The sequence below is a fragment of the Neobacillus cucumis genome (assembly GCF_002860255.1).
GTDB classification, from domain to species: domain Bacteria; phylum Bacillota; class Bacilli; order Bacillales; family Cytobacillaceae; genus Neobacillus; species Neobacillus cucumis_A.
On record NZ_PGVE01000071.1, the window covers coordinates 38,532 to 54,689 of the forward strand.

Below are 16,158 nucleotides of genomic sequence, written 5' to 3' on the forward strand. Positions count from 1 at the left end.
GTAAAAATCCATCATGGCACTCTACATACTCACTGCTTTTTACCAGTATTTGTACTTGTGCAAATAAATAGAATTATGTATTTATAAACTATCCGATTAGGTGTATGATATTATTTTAATAACAAAGAAAGAGGCTATCGTATGAATTCAACATTCTCAACACAAGAAACAACTAAAACAAAAGCCATTGTTATTAATGCGCTCTTCATCGCATTAACACTTTTAGCTACAGCGTTTATCAATTTAAGGCTCCCAATAATGGGTAACGGCGGATTAATCCATCTGGGAAACGTGCCTCTTTTTTTAGCAGCCCTGATTTACGGCAAAAAAACTGGAGCCATAGCAGGCGCTTTCGGTATGGGCTTATTCGATCTGATCTCTGGCTGGGGAGTATGGGCACCATTCACCTTCATTATCGTAGGTACAATGGGCTTTTTAGTGGGTCTCATATCTGAAAAGGTACCCGGCAAAAGAGTCTTTGTAAACACCTTGGCAATCGTAGTTGCACTAGTGGTAAAAATCGTGGGCTACTATTTTGCCGAAGTGATGCTCTACGGTAACTGGATACAGCCAATCGGCTCCATCCCAGGAAACATTATGCAGGTCGTAATCGCCGGCATCATTGTAGTACCACTTGTAGGACGCTTAAAGAAAAGGGCTGGGCAAATATAGGCGGGAAAATGCTAAAAAAAGAGGAATAAACCACCCTACAGGCGGCTTATTCCTCTTTTTCTTTTCCGGAAATAAGATACTGTTACTTAAGAATAGAAACTTTACGCCTCTTCTATAATGAAAACTCCCCAAGGCTCTAATTCCAAAGTTTGCTTCATCGTAACCTAACTTCCGCTTAATAATTCGACCCCGTCATTATAGGGATACTTTATTGAATTCTGGTTATCAGAATAATTAAAGTAATAATGAACTTTCTTTCCTTTTGGATTAATACCAGACTTTACGATTATAGGAAAGGCCAGTTCTTGGTCCACACCCCATAAATTCGCCTTTTTTACAGCTTGTTCCAATACCTTTTTTATAATTGCTGAACTTGGTATACATCCAATATATGTAGCAAGACCTTTACCATAGTGGTTTTCGGTTATAGCCGCATATTTTCCCCAATGTGGATGATCATAATAAGCGAGTACCTCGGCCGTGGTAGGGGTTATTAGCTCCATCCATGTTTCCACGGTATTTTGTTTCTGGCCTACTTGAAAAGGATCATCCCTTAATGAAACATTTTTAGGTTCTACGAACATATTGTAATAAATGCCGCATGCTTCATTAATAATCCCAGGCTGATGAGTCGTTCTTACTTTTACATGCTCGTCCGTAAACCCGCTCTTGAAGGTATGAACAATATGCCCGCCATTTCTTACAAATTCATTTAACCGTTCTAACAGCAGATCAGGAGCAGAATACAAGGCAGGAACGATGATCATTTGATAATCTTCTAAATTATCACTAGATGGATTCACAAAATCGCAGCCAATATTCATTTTGTAAAGCTCGTCATACATCATTCGAACGATATCATTGTAATTTTTTGAGCTAGAAAAATTAAACTTAAACCATTCAATTGCTGTAAGTGATTCATTGCTTACTAGAATAGCTACTTTATTATTTTTCTTAAGATTTACTAGATGTGGAGAGAGTCTTTCAAAATCTCTTCCGATTGTTTTTGCTTCAATGTATACAGGGTTGGGTTCAAAATCATGGCTCAGCAGCCCTTTCCAATAGGTCTCAAACGAATTATGAATGGAATGCCAATGCCAATAGGCGACCATGTTAGCTCCTGAAGCTAAATGGGAAAATGCCTGCAGTCTTAACTGTCCAGGGTACGGAACCCAATTTGTAAAAGCCTGTGCTTCGGTTTCAACGACCAAATAATTGGTCCCCTTTGTAGAACGAGCAACGTCTCCTCCAAAGGAAATTTCAATTCCGGTTAAATCGTCTTGAGAGGGATGATAGATATCCACTCCAGTAATGTCAAATGCTTTTGCTGCTTCAAAATGATTCACCCTTGGCTGAATCCCGTAGGAATAGCCACGCCATTCAAAATCGAAGTTTTGCATAACAAACTGATCCGAACGTTTATATTCATTGACAATAGAAACCTGCCAAGCAAGAAAGTCAGTTACAAGCTGCCGTTGAAATGTTGCAAACTCCGATCCTAAACTACCGTTGATAGTTCCAACAACAGAAGGGAAATCCTCCCAGCTATTAATGCGATTACTCCAATAATCAAGTCCAAATTGGCTGTTGATATTATCTAGTGTTTTAAACTTTTCTTTCATATATTTAACGAATAATACCTGAACATTCGGACCAGTAGTGTCATAATGCTTTGTTTCGTTATCTGTTTGATAACCGATAACAGCTGGATGATCCTTTACATGTCCAATCAACTTTCGTATGATTCTTTCTGCATAAAAGAGATAAGTAGGATTGGTGATATCCATAATTTGCCGAGCACCATATTTCCCCGGTCCCTTCGGGGTAATGGCCAATACCTCTGGATGTTCTTTCACCATCCAAGTGGGGATGGCATACGTCGGTGTTCCTACGATCACTTTGATACCTGCACGATGCATGGCATTCAGTACCCTGTCCACCGAACCAAAGTCGAATACACCGTTTTGCGGTTCATGAGTGCTCCAAGTTGATTCTGCAATTCGAACGACATTTATCCCTGCATCTTTCATCATCTCGATATCTTTTTCTAATCGTTCGCAAGGCATGTACTCATCATAGTATGCAACGCCATATAATAATTGTTTCATAGCATATTCACCTTTCTAAACTGAGTAAACCAATGGCTTTATTTTATTGCACCATCTGCGATTCCCTTAAGAATGTGTTTTTGGAAAATTGCATAAAACACGACTACAGGCAGTGCGGTAATAATCAGCCCTGATAGGATTTTTGGCCAATCACTGTTGTATTCCCCAAATAACATGTTAACGGATAACATGAGGGTATAATTATTCACATCTGTCAACATAATCAATGGCAATAAGAAGTCATTCCATAGCCATAAAATATCTAAAATAAGGATGGTCGCTGTGATTGGCTTTAAAAGAGGGAAAATAATTTTCGTAAAAATTTGAAAGTCATTACAGCCATCAATTCTTGCGGCTTCCTCAAGCTCTTTTGGAATGGTTTTTACGAAACCGTGGTATAAAAAGATGGCCATATTTACTCCAAGACCAATGTAAATAAGTCCCAAGCCATAGACGGATCCTTGTACATGGAGCCCTTTTGCAATTTTAGTTAAGGTAATCATAATAGAATGAAAAGGTACTAGCATAGATGCCAGGAATAATGTAAAGATAATATTACTTAATTTACCTGGGGTTCTGGCTAATTTATACCCCGCCAATGAACCGCAAATAACAATTCCTGCTAACCCAATCACCGTAACAATGACCGTATTCCAGGCACTGTGGAATAAATCTAATTGCTCAAATATCCCTGTATAATTTTCAAAGTGCAATTTGGATGGCAATTTTAATACTGATTTAAAAATTTCGCCTTGTGTTTTAAAGGAATTGATCAAAGCCATGTAGATAGGAAAAAACGAAATGGCTGCAAAGATGGCTAAAATAAAAGTAGTAATAACCCCATAGATTTTTTTCATTATGCTTCCACCTCTTTCTTTTTCAACACTTTGACTTGGATTAAGGTAATTACTAAAACAATGAGAAAGAGAATCATCGCTTTGGCATTGGCATAGCCATATCTAAAATTATTTGAAAATGCCTCTTCAAAAATATTTAGGGCCATAACCTGAGTCGATCTCCCCGGACCTCCTGCTGTGAGCGCATACACTACATCAAACACTTTAAAGGCACCATTCAATGTCAAAAAGGCACAAATCGTAACCGCATGCATAATCATAGGAATCGTTACGTGGATAAGTCTTTGAAATGGATTTGCTCCATCAATCATGGCTGCTTCTTTGAGGTGTGCCGGAACACCCTGGAGTGCTGCCATATAAATAACCATCATATAGCCAATCCCATGCCACAAAGAAACAATTAGGATTGAATAGAAAGAAACCTTTGCGTCTCCTATCCATGGCTGGTCAAGGAAATGAAGAATCGCTTTTTTGGATAGTTCAGGCAATACATTCGAAAAAATAAACGAAAACATTAACGCACTAATGATTAAACTTAACATATTGGGCATAAAGAAAATGGTTCGAAAAAAGCCTTTGGTACGGACTCTGGTTTCGATAAAAAGAGCTAGAAGTAGAGCAATCACATTCTGGAAAACAAACATGAAAGCCGTATATTTTAAAGTAAAGAAGAAGGAATGACGAAAATCAGGGTCATCTTTAAATGCTTCAATATAATTACTAAAACCAACAAAATGAAAGGTTTGTGATAGCGCATTCCAATCAGTAAAACTATAAAACCCTGCCCCAACCGTCGGGATTAATAGAAAAACAAAATAAAAGATAAAGGCCGGAAGAACAAATAATAATAAACTAAGAGTTCCTTTTTGTTTTTTCAAACGAAAAGCGCTTTTCGTGCTAATTTTCGCTTGAACCTGGTTAATCGCTATTTCATTGCTTTGTTTGCCTAACTGTGGCATTGCACCCACCCCAAGTCATTTAATTTTGATAAGGCTATTTTCGTAAACATTGTTGTTTTTGGACCTTTAAAAGGGCCATTAACTAAGTTTCAGGCAATTTTCGCAAATATTCTTACGAAAAGATGCCACGAAGCATCTAGTTATACGGGTTGATAAACTTGTCCGACAAACAACAATTTATGCGAAAATAGCCTTTGATAATGATAAAGACAGCTAGAAAGCTGCCTTTATCGTTGGCTGAAGGTTCTATTTATTTATTGTTTTTATTGAATGTATCCCATGCACGATCCAACCCTTTAATAACATCTGCTTTAGATGCATCGCCAGCAAGGTAACTTTGGAATAATTTTTGTGATTCATCTTTAACAGCCGATGGAATCGCAGGATCCTGATAAGCTTTACCTTGTGAAACATATTCAGAAGATTCTTTTAGCCATGGGTATGGTTCAAAGGTATGAACCTTAGAAACTGCATTAAATCCTAAGCTTTTATAGAAATTACTAGAATCCTTATCATCTAGGATATAATTGATTAAATCCTTAGCGATAGCTTTGTTTTTGCTCATTTTTGAAACTGCAAGTGATGTAGAAGTACTTAAGTTTAACAATGTTGCCTTTGGATCGTCATTGATCGGCAGTGGTGCTACGCCAAATTCAAAGTCTTTATTTGCACTTACAATAGAATCTGCCATCCATGGCCCTTGTACCCACATAGCCGCTTTACCATTTGCAAAATCAGATGCCCCTTGATCTTGTCCGTTCTCGAAAGCACGTGTCGTTCCATTGGCGTTGACTAAATCCATGATATTAAACAGGTCTTTAACCTCTTTGAAAGAGCCTTTACCAGCATTCATTTCCTTAATGAAGTCTGGAGTAGTCGTACTAGAATCTCCGCCTACAGTAAGTGGTAAAAATAATTGCGGGATGTAAGCATCTTTATAAGTTAACAAAAATGGTGTGACATTGTGCTGCTTTAATACTTTTATCGTTTCTTTCATTTCAGTCATCGTCTGTGGTAATTTTAAACCTAAGTCATTAAAAATTTTCTTATTGTATAAGTATCCCCACTGTAGAGTCTCCAATGGAACGGCTACCACTTTTCCATCGGTTGTTGTTACAGCTGGTTTAACCGTGTCGTATATCTTGTCAACAAATGGTTCCTTTGATAAATCTTCTAGATAACCAGCTTTATTAAAGAGAGGGATATCGTTAATCGCATGCAGACTAAAGATATCAGGACTATCACCTGAAGCTAGTCTTGTTTTTAATAACTGTGAAGCTTGGTTTACGTTTGGTAATTCCAATTTGATTTTGACATCAATGTTTTTATCCTGTTTTTCCTTTTTAACAAACTGATCGAAATAGGTTTCATATTGTTTTTTAAATCGTGGTTGTCCAATAAAAATCTTAAGTTCAACTTGTTTTGACGCCTTTGTGTCATTTTGGCTTGAAGCCGTATCATTTGAACTACAACCTGCTAACAAACCAATACCAAGAATTAAGCTAAGTACAGATGAAATCGCTTTCTTCATATTTTGTGGCCCCCTGTTTAAGTTTTAACTTACACCTTTATCATAATCTCTCCTCTTGTTTACGAATATTGAAAATATTAGCGCTTACATTTGGACTTTTTTAACTTTGTCTCATTTCTCCAGGTGAAATTTTAAAGTATTTTTTAAAAACTCGATAAAAATAGGATAGATCTTCATACCCAGACATTTGGGCAATACTTTTGATTTGCAGCTCATTTGCTTCTATTAATTTTTTCGCATATTCCATTCTTCGGCTAACAATATACTCTGTAATATTGCATCCATACATGGCTTTAAACGCTTTGCTTAGGTATTCTTTACTAACAAAAAATTTGTTGGCCAACACATCCAAAGAAAGATGGGATTCTGAAAAATTCCGCTCGATATAATCTTTTATTTCCCCCAGGTCCACTCTTCCTTTTCGTTTCTTAAGCTGGAGCATATATTCAATATACCGATTACCCAGAAGCAGTTGTTTCTTCATGATTAAATCGAGGGAAAGTCCGCCTTCATAGATTAATTCCTCATTCTTAAATACATCTATTACATTGCAATCATTTTTTATCATTTGCTCTTCTAAAATAGGTATGAATTCTTGTTCAATCTTAGCAAGCAAGTTTTCGTCCAAATCATCAAGTTTCTTAAATTCATAAAAAAATCGCTGCATGGCACTTTCAAATCCATCTGCATTTAATTCATCCAAAAAAGAAACAACGGTTCTTTTATAATCCATCACTAACGTAGAGAGATCTTTACTTAAAAAAGAAAAAGATTTCAAATGCGGCCTAGAATCTCTTTGGATCTCTTTTGTACATTTATCTAGAATTAAATTTAAATCGTCTGCATGGATAGGTTTCAATAAATATTCTTTGGCTCTCGAGCGAATCGCTTGGCGCATATATTGAAAATCATCATAGCCACTTGCCACAATGAGTTTAACCTGTGGAAAACGTTCGGCTACTACCCTTAGCAATTCCATACCGTCTACACCAGGCATTTTCATATCGGTAATGACAATGTCAGGTGACCATTGTTCGATGATCTTCAACCCCTCTTGTCCATCAGCAGCCTCCATTATAGCTTTGATTCCATATTGCTCCCATTTCCCAAACGATTTAATGGTTTCTCTTGTCCATTTTTCATCATCAACAATTAATGTTTTCATCATTTTATACCTCCGTACGTGTCTTAGCTGGCATTCTGATAACAATTTGCGTTCCATGACTAACTTCACTGAAAATATCAAGACCGTATTCTTTACCAAAATATAAGCCAATTCTGGCAGCAACATTTTTAATTCCTATACTTCCATTGGTATTAAAAGGCTGCGATAGATTATTGATTTGTCCAATAAGACCTCTCAATTTCCCTTCTGGGATTCCTATTCCGTTATCTGTAATCGTTATTTCTATTTCATCAAATACTTTTTGTACTTCAATCGAAAGTTTCCAAACTCCAACTTTTTGTTCAAATCCATGGATGAATGCATTTTCTACTAATGGCTGTAAGGTTAACATTGGGATTTGGTATCCTTCTGCTCCTTCTTCAACAAAAATATCCGTCTCTATTTTTCCATCAAATCGTTGATTTTGTATATATAGATAATTCTTTATGTGCTCGATTTCATGTTCAATTAAAACGAGATCTCCTTGCTTTCCTGTTATATAGCGAAACATATCACTTAGTGCACTTATGACTCGATAAATCTTTTCCGCATTATGGGCCACAGCCATTCCACCGACTAATTGCAGGGTATTGTATAAAAAATGAGGATTGATTTGTGCCTGAAGTGCTTTAAACTGGGCCTCTTTTGTGGCAATTTCACTCTTGTACTCTTTATCAATTAATTCTTTAATCCGATAAATCATAGAGGTAAATCTTTTTTCAAGCAGGCCAATCTCGTCTATGCGATCGGTTTCAATTCTTACATCAAAGTTATTTTCTTCCACCTCATGCATCGCATCCACTAGATTAGTAATAGGTCTAGTCGTTCTTAAAGAGATATAGATTGATAGAATGACTGTCAATATTATGGAAAAAATACTAATGATAATAGCATAAACTAGTGTCTTAGTTACTCCCTCCATAATGATGGTTTTAGGGATAACCTTTACAATGACTACCTTATTGTTAAATGCCTTTTGATAAAAAATAAAACCTTTTTTATATTTAAGATAGAAAATATTCTTCTTACTATGGTTGATTTGATTAAATATTTTTTTAAATTCAACGGTTGGAGTTTTATTCAAATTAGGATTATAAATGATTTGACCTTTGTTATTTAATAAATAAACAGAACTTTCTTTTTCCGATTTCAACATCTCAATGACACTGTCTACCACATTCCACTTCACATCTATTGAAACTCCGCCCACCATTTTTCGATCATCGAAGCGAATAATACTTCTTGTTAGTGAAAAATTTTGCTTCGAATCACCATTTTCAAAAATATAATGTGGATTGACTCCTAATTTAGCCCACTTGGTTCCTTTAGGATTTGTTATCTTCGAAACTTTAAAATCTTCTTCTGTTAAAGAGTAGACTGTATTTTTCTCTTTTGAATAGATTGAAAAACTATCAAGATACTCATTCCTATAATAAATCGAATATAATTTGTCTTTTATATAGTTAAGTGTACTAAAATTTAAAGGCATACTTTCATCACTAGTTTGACTGATACTTGGAATTAATTTCTCATCAATTAAACTGGCAAATAATATCTTGTCACTTTCTTTTAATTTTTCATCCACATATTTTCCAGCTAAAACAATTCTCGATTCATTTGAACTAATGATTTCTTTTTCATAATTTCTCTGTGATACATTGATTGAAAAAATAATGAGGATCAGTAACGGGACAATCATTACGGCTAATAGGACAAACATTAATTTATATCGTAAATTTGCTCTAATTTTATGTATAAGATTTTGCTGTATGTAATGCCAGAAACTAGGTGAGGTCGTATTTTTAAACATCATGTTTTTTCCTTTTCATAAATGTCTTTTTATTCAAACTTATCTTTCAATGAAAGAATTGTCAAAAGAAATTAAAGGAAAATCAAATGGTTCAAATAGATTTAATCTCTCTCTTAATTGAAATGTAGTGCCCTGGAAACAAAAAAAGAGGCAGGTCTGAATCCTGCCTTCCATCCTATTTCCTTGTATTTATCAGCCTAATTCTTTTACTTCAATCGGCAGCAAAACTTGTTCAATTTTTGCTCTATGGGGTTCATACTGTGATGGCAACATCAATTTTTTCCCCATTGTTTTTTGTGATTCATCATGAGCAAATCCTGGTGGGTCCGTCGCAATTTCAAAAAGAATTTCACCATGCTCTCTAAAGTAAATCGCATTAAAGTAGTTTCTATCCCGAACAGGAGTCACTCCATATCCATTCGCAGCAACAAACTTTTGCCACTCTAATTGATCTTGGTCATCAATAGCCCGCCATGCAATATGGTGTACGGTGCCTACACCCATTTGCCCGCTTCCAATTGGAGTTAATTTAAGGTCAATTATATTTCCAATATCAGAAGTGGAACGATATCTTGAGAAATCTCCTTCTTTAGCAATGAATTCAAGACCCATTACTTTTTCTAACAGCTCGGCTGTTTTGTGAGGCTGCGTTGATAATAGAGTTGCTCCACCAAACCCTTTGATAGCAAATTCAAGAGTTATACCTCCAAAGTTCCAAGTATTTACTTCCCCTTCTTCCCTTTCAACTATTTCCAGGTGAAGTCCGTGCGGATCATCAAATTCTAAATATTGCTCACCAAACCTTTCCATTGTAGTAAAAGGGACGTTGAATTTTTCGAGTCTTTTTTTCCAAAATTCCATAGCACCTTTTGGAACAACATAAGAAGTGACACCTACTTGACCGTCTCCAATGATTCCTTGTCGAGCTCCTGCCCATGGAAAGAATGTTATGATCGTTCCCGGTTTACCACCTTCATTCCCGAAATAAAGATGATAAGTACCCGGATCATCAAAATTAACTGTCTGTTTGACTAGACGCAAACCTAAAACCCCTGCATAGAAATCAACATTCTCTTGAGGATGACCGACGATGGCAGTAATATGATGAATGCCCATTATTTTTTTACTCATTTTTCCCACTCCTTTTTATTGTAGAATTCCTTCCTATTAATCCACTAGATACCTTATTTTGTTCCTAGTTCAGAAATAAAAATCCGAAACTTTACTTAAAAATCAAGATTCTCTAATTTGAGATATATTAGAATAAAAATGCATCTAATGCATATTTACCGGGACCTATTAGAGCTATACCAATAGCAACTGCAAGTAAAGTAAGGTTGTATTCATATCCATTTGATGTTGACCATATTCCATTGGCTGCATGCACCTTAACAATTGCCATGATCATGGTTCCTGCAATCATAATTCCTGCAAGTGGAGTTAAAAGGCCTAAAGTAAATAATATTCCGCCAATAAGTTCTGCTAATCCTGCGAATAGAGCCATGGTTACTCCTGGTTTCATACCAATGGATTCAAACCATCCACCTGTACCTTTTAAACCATAACCACCGAACCAGCCAAACAATTTTTGAGCACCATGACCCACAAATAGTAAACCTACAACCAAACGAATAATTAATAAACCTATATTTATCATTTTAAAATCCTCCCATTTTATCTCGAATTCGAGATATATATTTTAAAAAAAAGCACTTTGTTCCTTACTTATATTAAAACTGCCTCATTAGAATTTCCAACAAATATCCGTTCCACCTCCTAAATAAATCTCGAATTAATTTATCTTGAATATGAGATAATTTTATTACTTTTAATTTTTTTTGTCAATACCTTTTTATTTACTTTTTAAAGTCTTTGGATTTACTTAATTTATATAAGAAAATGTAAATAAAAATTGTTTGGGGATCAATGTTTATTGTACCTCTACAAATGTGATTTACTTTAAAAGTTGTAAAAAGACGGAGAATTACTCTCCGTCTGCTGCTACGATTTTATAACCCAATGAGATCAAATCGTCATTAAAAACTTCTTTACTCACGATATAAAACGATTCTTCATCATTCGTTACAACTACTTCGTCCGGACTTTTATCAACTTGTGCTTCCATTAGGTTATCGTAGCGGGCACCTAGAATTTCAGAAATATTAATGTCCATGTTATCACCCCCGTTGTCAGAGTATCAGAATTTTGCCAAAAGTAAAGTAGAATTACGCCCTAAGGTAAAAATGTTTTTCTTAAGGAACAAAAAAACGCCAAAAGGCGCTAAAATCTTATTATTATAAAATTGTCATCCATGTTTTCACTGCCGTTGCTAAGATTAATACTCCCATAATGATTTGTAAAACTTTCGTATTTACTTTTTTCCCAGCATTTGCTCCTATCGGGGAAGCAATTAAACTGGCAACAACCATAATGAGCGAGGGTAAAATGGCAACTTGCCCTGTTGAGATTTTTCCGGAAACCGCTCCAATCGATGAAATGAATGTAATGGCTAATGAAGAGGCAATCGTCATTCTGGTTGGAATCTTTAAGATCACCAGCATGATTGGTACTAACAAAAACGCTCCTCCTGCCCCTACAATCCCCGCTCCAATTCCTACGATGAATGCCAATAATGCCGCAAGCCATTTGTTAAATTTGACTTGTTCTAGAGCAATATCATCAATACCCTTTTTGGGAACAAACATCATGATAACCGCAATTAGTGCTAATATCCCATAAACGATATTTATACCACTCTCCGGCATATGTGTGGAACCAAAACCGCCAATAAAACTTCCTAACAGGATACTGATTCCCATGTAGGTAATTAGTGTTTTATTTAAAAATCCACCTTTTCGGTAAGCCCAAACTCCACCAATTGTGGCAAAGAAAACTTGGATTGCTGTTATTCCTGAAACTTCGTGTGCTGTAAAATGTCCTACTCCAAATAACACTGGAATGTACAACAACATTGGAAAATTAATGATAGCACCACCTATACCCAACATCCCTGATATAAAAGATCCTATAAATCCAATTAGGAAGATCGTAATAATAAAGCTAATATCCATGTTGTCCTCCTCTTAAAAGGGAACCATTAATGGTTCCCTTTATTTTCACCCTTTTTTAATCCAAAACTTTAGTATGCCATTATCTTCTTCATGTTTTAGTAACTCATGACCGCCTGATTTAGCCCAAGCTGTTAGGTCATTCTTTGCCCCTTTATCAGTTGTATGAACTTCCAATACTTGCCCTGATTCAAGTTCACCAATTGCTTTTTTTGTTTTCACAATCGGCATTGGACAAGCTAAACCTTTTGCATCTAATACTTTTGAAACTTCCATTCTTATTCCTCCCATGTTTTGTATTATCGAACTGCACAACGGTTTGGTCCGATTTCCATCTCACGTTGTTTATCTAAGTCAGGGTTAATTTTCCCCATATTCGTTTCACGAATTTCTTGATAAGCATTAGGCTGTGGTGGTAAGTTTTCGGTTACCATTTTTCTAAATTCATTTTCATCGTCAATATTTAGACCGTGATTTTCTGTGAATAATGTACGTAATTTTTCTGACACACTGCCATCATCGTTTAGTTCTTCAATAATCATAAAATGTGCAGGGAGAACAATAAGATCTTCTGATAATTCTCTATAACGTTTATAGAGCGTTTCTCTTAAATCTCCCACCCAATCCTCCGCCTTACCAGCTAGGTCTGGTCTTCCGATTGAATCGATGAATAAAATGTCTCCTGTTAGTAAGAACTTCTTATCCACAACAAAAGAAGTAGATCCAATCGTATGACCTGGAGAATATAATGCGTGAATATTAATGAATGTATCACCAATTTTAACATCATTTCCGTCTTCTAATGGCTGGTACTCAAATGTTACTTCTGAAGCATCCTTAGGCGGTAACCAGTAGATTGCACCAGTTTTTTCAGCAATGGTACGTCCTCCTGAAATATGGTCTGCATGAAGATGAGTATCCAATACATTCGTGATTTTTGCACCAATGCTTTCAGCAAAATCAAGATAGGTGTCAGTCATTCTTGTTGCATCAATAAGTGCTGCCTCTCCGTTTGAAACAACCATGTAGGATAAGCAGCCTTTACCAATTCGTACAAACTGATAAATTTCGCCTCCATCATTTAAGTCCCCAACTTTAACCGGTTCTAAATGTTCACTCCATGCTTTCATTCCACCCTTAAGGTATGACACGTTTAACCCAGCTTCTGAAAGCATATCTGCTACCATCACTGAAGAACCTTCTTTTGCACAAACAACTAATACTTCTTTATCTGATGGAATTTTTCCGATGATTTCTTCTACACCATCAAGCAATTCAAAATAAGGGACATTTAAATAGTCAAAGTTTTCTCCTTCAATCTTCCAATCTTGAAAATCAGCTTCGTTTCTAACATCTAAAATAAATAGTTCTTCTTTATTAAAAACATTTTTGGTTACTTCTTTTGAAGTCATTACATTAACAGTCATTCTCTCGTTACCCCCTATGGTATTATTTTGATTAAAAAAATATGCTAATTAATTTATTTGTTAATTCCTGTTGTTTGACCCTTCCACTGACTCATACCCGGTACTACATTAATTACATTTGTAAATCCTTTTTGAGCTAGTTTTTGAGCAGCAAAATCGCTTCGGTTACCTGTACGACAAACAACATAAATTTCATTGTCTTTATTTAGCTCGTCCATTCGGTCTTCCAATTCACCTAGAGGTATGGAGATAGCATTTGGGATATGGTTAAATGCATATTCTGCGGCTTCTCTTACGTCAAGAACTACGATGTTCTCATTGTCTTCCACTTTCTTCTCAAGAATTTCATTTTTTGTAACATTAGGATACTTTTTTTCATTCGTTTCTTCGTTAGAAGACTTACGGAGATAATGTTTCAGTACTACTCCTTCTTCGATTGTACCCAGATATTGGTGACCTGTACTTTCCGCCCAAGCTTTTAAATCTGCTTTAGACCCTTTATCTGTGGCTTGAACCTCTAAAACATGACCTGACTCCAGCGAATTCATTGCCTTTTTTGTTTTAACAATTGGCATCGGGCATGCTAATCCTTTTGCATCTAATGTAACGTTTGCTTTCATGTTTTCCATTATAAAACCTCCTGTTTAATACCTATATGGGTATAATTTGACTTAAAAAAATTTATTCTATTTTACCTTCCCAAGCAAGCAATCCACCTGACATGTTTATCACGTCAAATCCATAGCTTTCAAGGAATTGCGTGGCACGGCCACTTCTTGCACCAGATCGGCATACCATAATATATTCTTTTGATTTATCTAATTCATGCATGCGAAACTCCACTAACCCTAAAGGGATATTTACTGCTCCAGGAATTTTACCAGCTGCTACTTCATCCACTTCACGAACATCAATGATATTTAATTTCTTTCCTTCATTTAATAATGTTTCTAATTCAGTTGCAGTCAATTGTTTCATTTTTTTCTTCCTCCCTTATTTTATTAAGACCAAGCACTCATACCGCCTTTAACATTCGTCACTTTTTTAAAACCTAATTTTTTCAAAATTTTACTTGCTTGTTGACTTCTCATTCCACTTTGACAAATGACAATTACTTCTATTTCCTTTGATAGTTCTTTTACTGCTTTTTGAGAAAGATTTTGTAAAGGTATATTTTTAAAACCTTTAATATGGTTTCCGTTAAATTCTACTGGTGTGCGAACATCGACAAATTGCTTATCCTTGTCATTTAATTGTGTTTTCAAATCGGATGTGGATATATGATTGACATCTTTTGCTGGTACAAAACGCTTGAATATAATGTATAAAAATAGTGCGATAACAAGATAATTTACATATTCCATTCCTTATCCTCCCTGTAGTGAACAACCTTATTTTAGATAAACAGATTGACATTACCTTCCTCAGCATCCGCTAAATAAGCTGCCACCCCTGCATATTCAATATTATCTAAAAGCTCTTCTTGTTTGAGACCTAGTAAATCCATTGTCATGGTACATGCAACGAGTTTTACATCTTGCTCTTGAGCCATTTCAATCAGTTGTGGTAAAGGCAATGCGTTATGCTTTTTCATAATATCTTTAATCATTTTGGGGCCAAATCCAGCAAAATTCATTTTTGAAAGTCCCATTTTATCAGCGCCTCTAGGCATCATTTTTCCAAACATTTTCTCCATAAATCCTTTTTTCAATGGAATATTTTCTTCTTTACGTAAGGCATTCAATCCCCAAAACGTGTGGAAAATGGTTACCTCATGGTCATAGGCAGCTGCACCATTTGCAATGATATAAGCAGCCATTGCTTTATCATAATCTCCACTAAATAATACAATCGTCGTCTTTTTTTTCTCTGTCATCTTGTAACCTCCTAAATGTATAAAATTAACCTATACCTGTATTGGTATTATAAAGATTAAAAAAAATTATCCTTTTTTGATCCAAAACTTTAAAATATCATTTTCTTCATTATACTTTAATAATTCATGGCCGCCTGATTTTGCCCAAGCAGTAAGATCATTTTTTGCACCCTTATCAGTTGTATGGATTTCTAAAACTTCACCTGATTGAAGTTCATTCATCGCCTTTTTTGTTTTTACAATTGGCATCGGACAAGCTAAACCCTTTGCATCTAATACTTTCGCTATATTCATTGATCTATTTTCCTCCTTTTTTACCATTACCTTTACCCCTATGGGTATAATGTTAATCAAAATACAATAATGTGTCAACCCTTTTTTATCGACTTTTTACTAACAGGTTCACAGCTTCTTTTACTAATTCTTCCATACTCTTTTCCCCTTGGTGTTCTGCTTTCTGAACACATTCGACTAAGTTGGAGCTTACAACAACAAGATGATACGGTCTATGGCAGTTCTAGCAGCAGATCACTTAAGAAATTTTTCTCAATGACAGTTACTACAGAAAATATCATCTAACCCCTCCTTCAATGAACCAATGTCATTGACAAGTTCTATACTATACCCCTGTAGGTATATTGTCAACATAAAAACTTAAATTTTTTTGCAATCGAGTAGAGGGAAA

General features: G+C 35.5%; 18 protein-coding genes and 1 pseudogene. 1 reads left to right on the top strand and 18 read right to left on the bottom strand.

The features are described from left to right. The first annotated feature begins 141 nt into the window (after nucleotides 1–141). Complete coding sequence (locus CVD27_RS19420; RefSeq protein WP_101649563.1) at nucleotides 142–672, top strand: ECF transporter S component; 531 nt, start codon at nucleotides 142–144, stop codon at nucleotides 670–672. Nucleotides 673–836: 164 nt separating this feature from the next. On the opposite strand, the gene CVD27_RS19425 is transcribed toward CVD27_RS19420, so the two are convergent. The 18 genes and pseudogenes from CVD27_RS19425 to CVD27_RS28845 form a co-directional block, all read right to left on the bottom strand. Next, nucleotides 837–2,780, bottom strand: a complete 1,944-nt coding sequence (locus CVD27_RS19425) for a beta-galactosidase (RefSeq protein WP_101649565.1) — start codon at nucleotides 2,778–2,780, stop codon at nucleotides 837–839. Nucleotides 2,781–2,818: 38 nt separating this feature from the next. Continuing rightward, the gene (locus tag CVD27_RS19430) at nucleotides 2,819–3,637 is read right to left on the bottom strand and encodes a carbohydrate ABC transporter permease (RefSeq protein WP_101649567.1); all 819 of its coding nucleotides are present in this window, start codon (nucleotides 3,635–3,637) and stop codon (nucleotides 2,819–2,821) included. After that, the gene (locus tag CVD27_RS19435) at nucleotides 3,637–4,596 is read right to left on the bottom strand and encodes a carbohydrate ABC transporter permease (protein WP_101649569.1); all 960 of its coding nucleotides are present in this window, start codon (nucleotides 4,594–4,596) and stop codon (nucleotides 3,637–3,639) included. Before CVD27_RS19435 ends, CVD27_RS19430 begins: the two co-directional genes overlap by 1 nt. A gap of 250 nt (nucleotides 4,597–4,846) precedes the next feature. After that, entirely contained in the window at nucleotides 4,847–6,127 is a 1,281-nt protein-coding gene (locus CVD27_RS19440) for an ABC transporter substrate-binding protein (RefSeq protein WP_101649571.1), read from the bottom strand. 100 nt (nucleotides 6,128–6,227) lie between these two features. Further along, nucleotides 6,228–7,295, bottom strand: coding sequence for a response regulator (locus CVD27_RS19445; RefSeq protein WP_180960361.1), 1,068 nt, complete (start codon nucleotides 7,293–7,295; stop codon nucleotides 6,228–6,230). Between the two features lies 1 nt (nucleotide 7,296). Further along, a complete protein-coding gene (locus CVD27_RS19450; protein WP_180960362.1) occupies nucleotides 7,297–9,102 on the bottom strand; it encodes a cache domain-containing sensor histidine kinase in 1,806 nt (601 codons plus the stop codon). A gap of 192 nt (nucleotides 9,103–9,294) precedes the next feature. Further along, nucleotides 9,295–10,233, bottom strand: a complete 939-nt coding sequence (locus tag CVD27_RS19455; RefSeq protein WP_101649577.1) for a ring-cleaving dioxygenase — start codon at nucleotides 10,231–10,233, stop codon at nucleotides 9,295–9,297. Between the two features lie 127 nt (nucleotides 10,234–10,360). Then, nucleotides 10,361–10,759, bottom strand: a complete 399-nt coding sequence (locus CVD27_RS19460) for a DoxX family protein (protein ID WP_101649579.1) — start codon at nucleotides 10,757–10,759, stop codon at nucleotides 10,361–10,363. A 327-nt stretch (nucleotides 10,760–11,086) separates the two neighbouring features. Then, nucleotides 11,087–11,275, bottom strand: coding sequence for a hypothetical protein (locus CVD27_RS19465; RefSeq protein ID WP_101649581.1), 189 nt, complete (start codon nucleotides 11,273–11,275; stop codon nucleotides 11,087–11,089). A 121-nt stretch (nucleotides 11,276–11,396) separates the two neighbouring features. Beyond that, nucleotides 11,397–12,173 (bottom strand): sulfite exporter TauE/SafE family protein, encoded by a 777-nt coding sequence (locus CVD27_RS19470; RefSeq protein WP_101649583.1) that lies wholly within the window; start codon nucleotides 12,171–12,173, stop codon nucleotides 11,397–11,399. Nucleotides 12,174–12,218: 45 nt separating this feature from the next. Further along, entirely contained in the window at nucleotides 12,219–12,446 is a 228-nt protein-coding gene (locus CVD27_RS19475) for a sulfurtransferase TusA family protein (protein WP_101649585.1), read from the bottom strand. A gap of 23 nt (nucleotides 12,447–12,469) precedes the next feature. Continuing rightward, nucleotides 12,470–13,597 (bottom strand): MBL fold metallo-hydrolase, encoded by a 1,128-nt coding sequence (locus tag CVD27_RS19480; protein ID WP_101649587.1) that lies wholly within the window; start codon nucleotides 13,595–13,597, stop codon nucleotides 12,470–12,472. A 53-nt stretch (nucleotides 13,598–13,650) separates the two neighbouring features. Then, nucleotides 13,651–14,226 carry a sulfurtransferase TusA family protein gene (locus CVD27_RS19485; RefSeq protein WP_101649588.1) on the bottom strand — a complete coding sequence of 192 codons (576 nt, stop codon included), beginning with the start codon at nucleotides 14,224–14,226 and terminating at the stop codon, nucleotides 13,651–13,653. A 52-nt stretch (nucleotides 14,227–14,278) separates the two neighbouring features. After that, entirely contained in the window at nucleotides 14,279–14,575 is a 297-nt protein-coding gene (locus CVD27_RS19490) for a rhodanese-like domain-containing protein (protein ID WP_101649590.1), read from the bottom strand. 23 nt (nucleotides 14,576–14,598) lie between these two features. Next, nucleotides 14,599–14,961 (bottom strand): rhodanese-like domain-containing protein, encoded by a 363-nt coding sequence (locus CVD27_RS19495; protein ID WP_101649593.1) that lies wholly within the window; start codon nucleotides 14,959–14,961, stop codon nucleotides 14,599–14,601. 32 nt (nucleotides 14,962–14,993) lie between these two features. Then, a complete protein-coding gene (locus CVD27_RS19500) occupies nucleotides 14,994–15,473 on the bottom strand; it encodes a DsrE/DsrF/DrsH-like family protein (RefSeq protein WP_101649595.1) in 480 nt (159 codons plus the stop codon). Between the two features lie 66 nt (nucleotides 15,474–15,539). Beyond that, the gene (locus tag CVD27_RS19505; RefSeq protein WP_101649610.1) at nucleotides 15,540–15,767 is read right to left on the bottom strand and encodes a sulfurtransferase TusA family protein; all 228 of its coding nucleotides are present in this window, start codon (nucleotides 15,765–15,767) and stop codon (nucleotides 15,540–15,542) included. 85 nt (nucleotides 15,768–15,852) lie between these two features. After that, nucleotides 15,853–16,001: pseudogene (locus CVD27_RS28845) on the bottom strand (metal-sensing transcriptional repressor); the annotation flags it as partial. Nucleotides 16,002–16,158 lie beyond the last annotated feature (157 nt).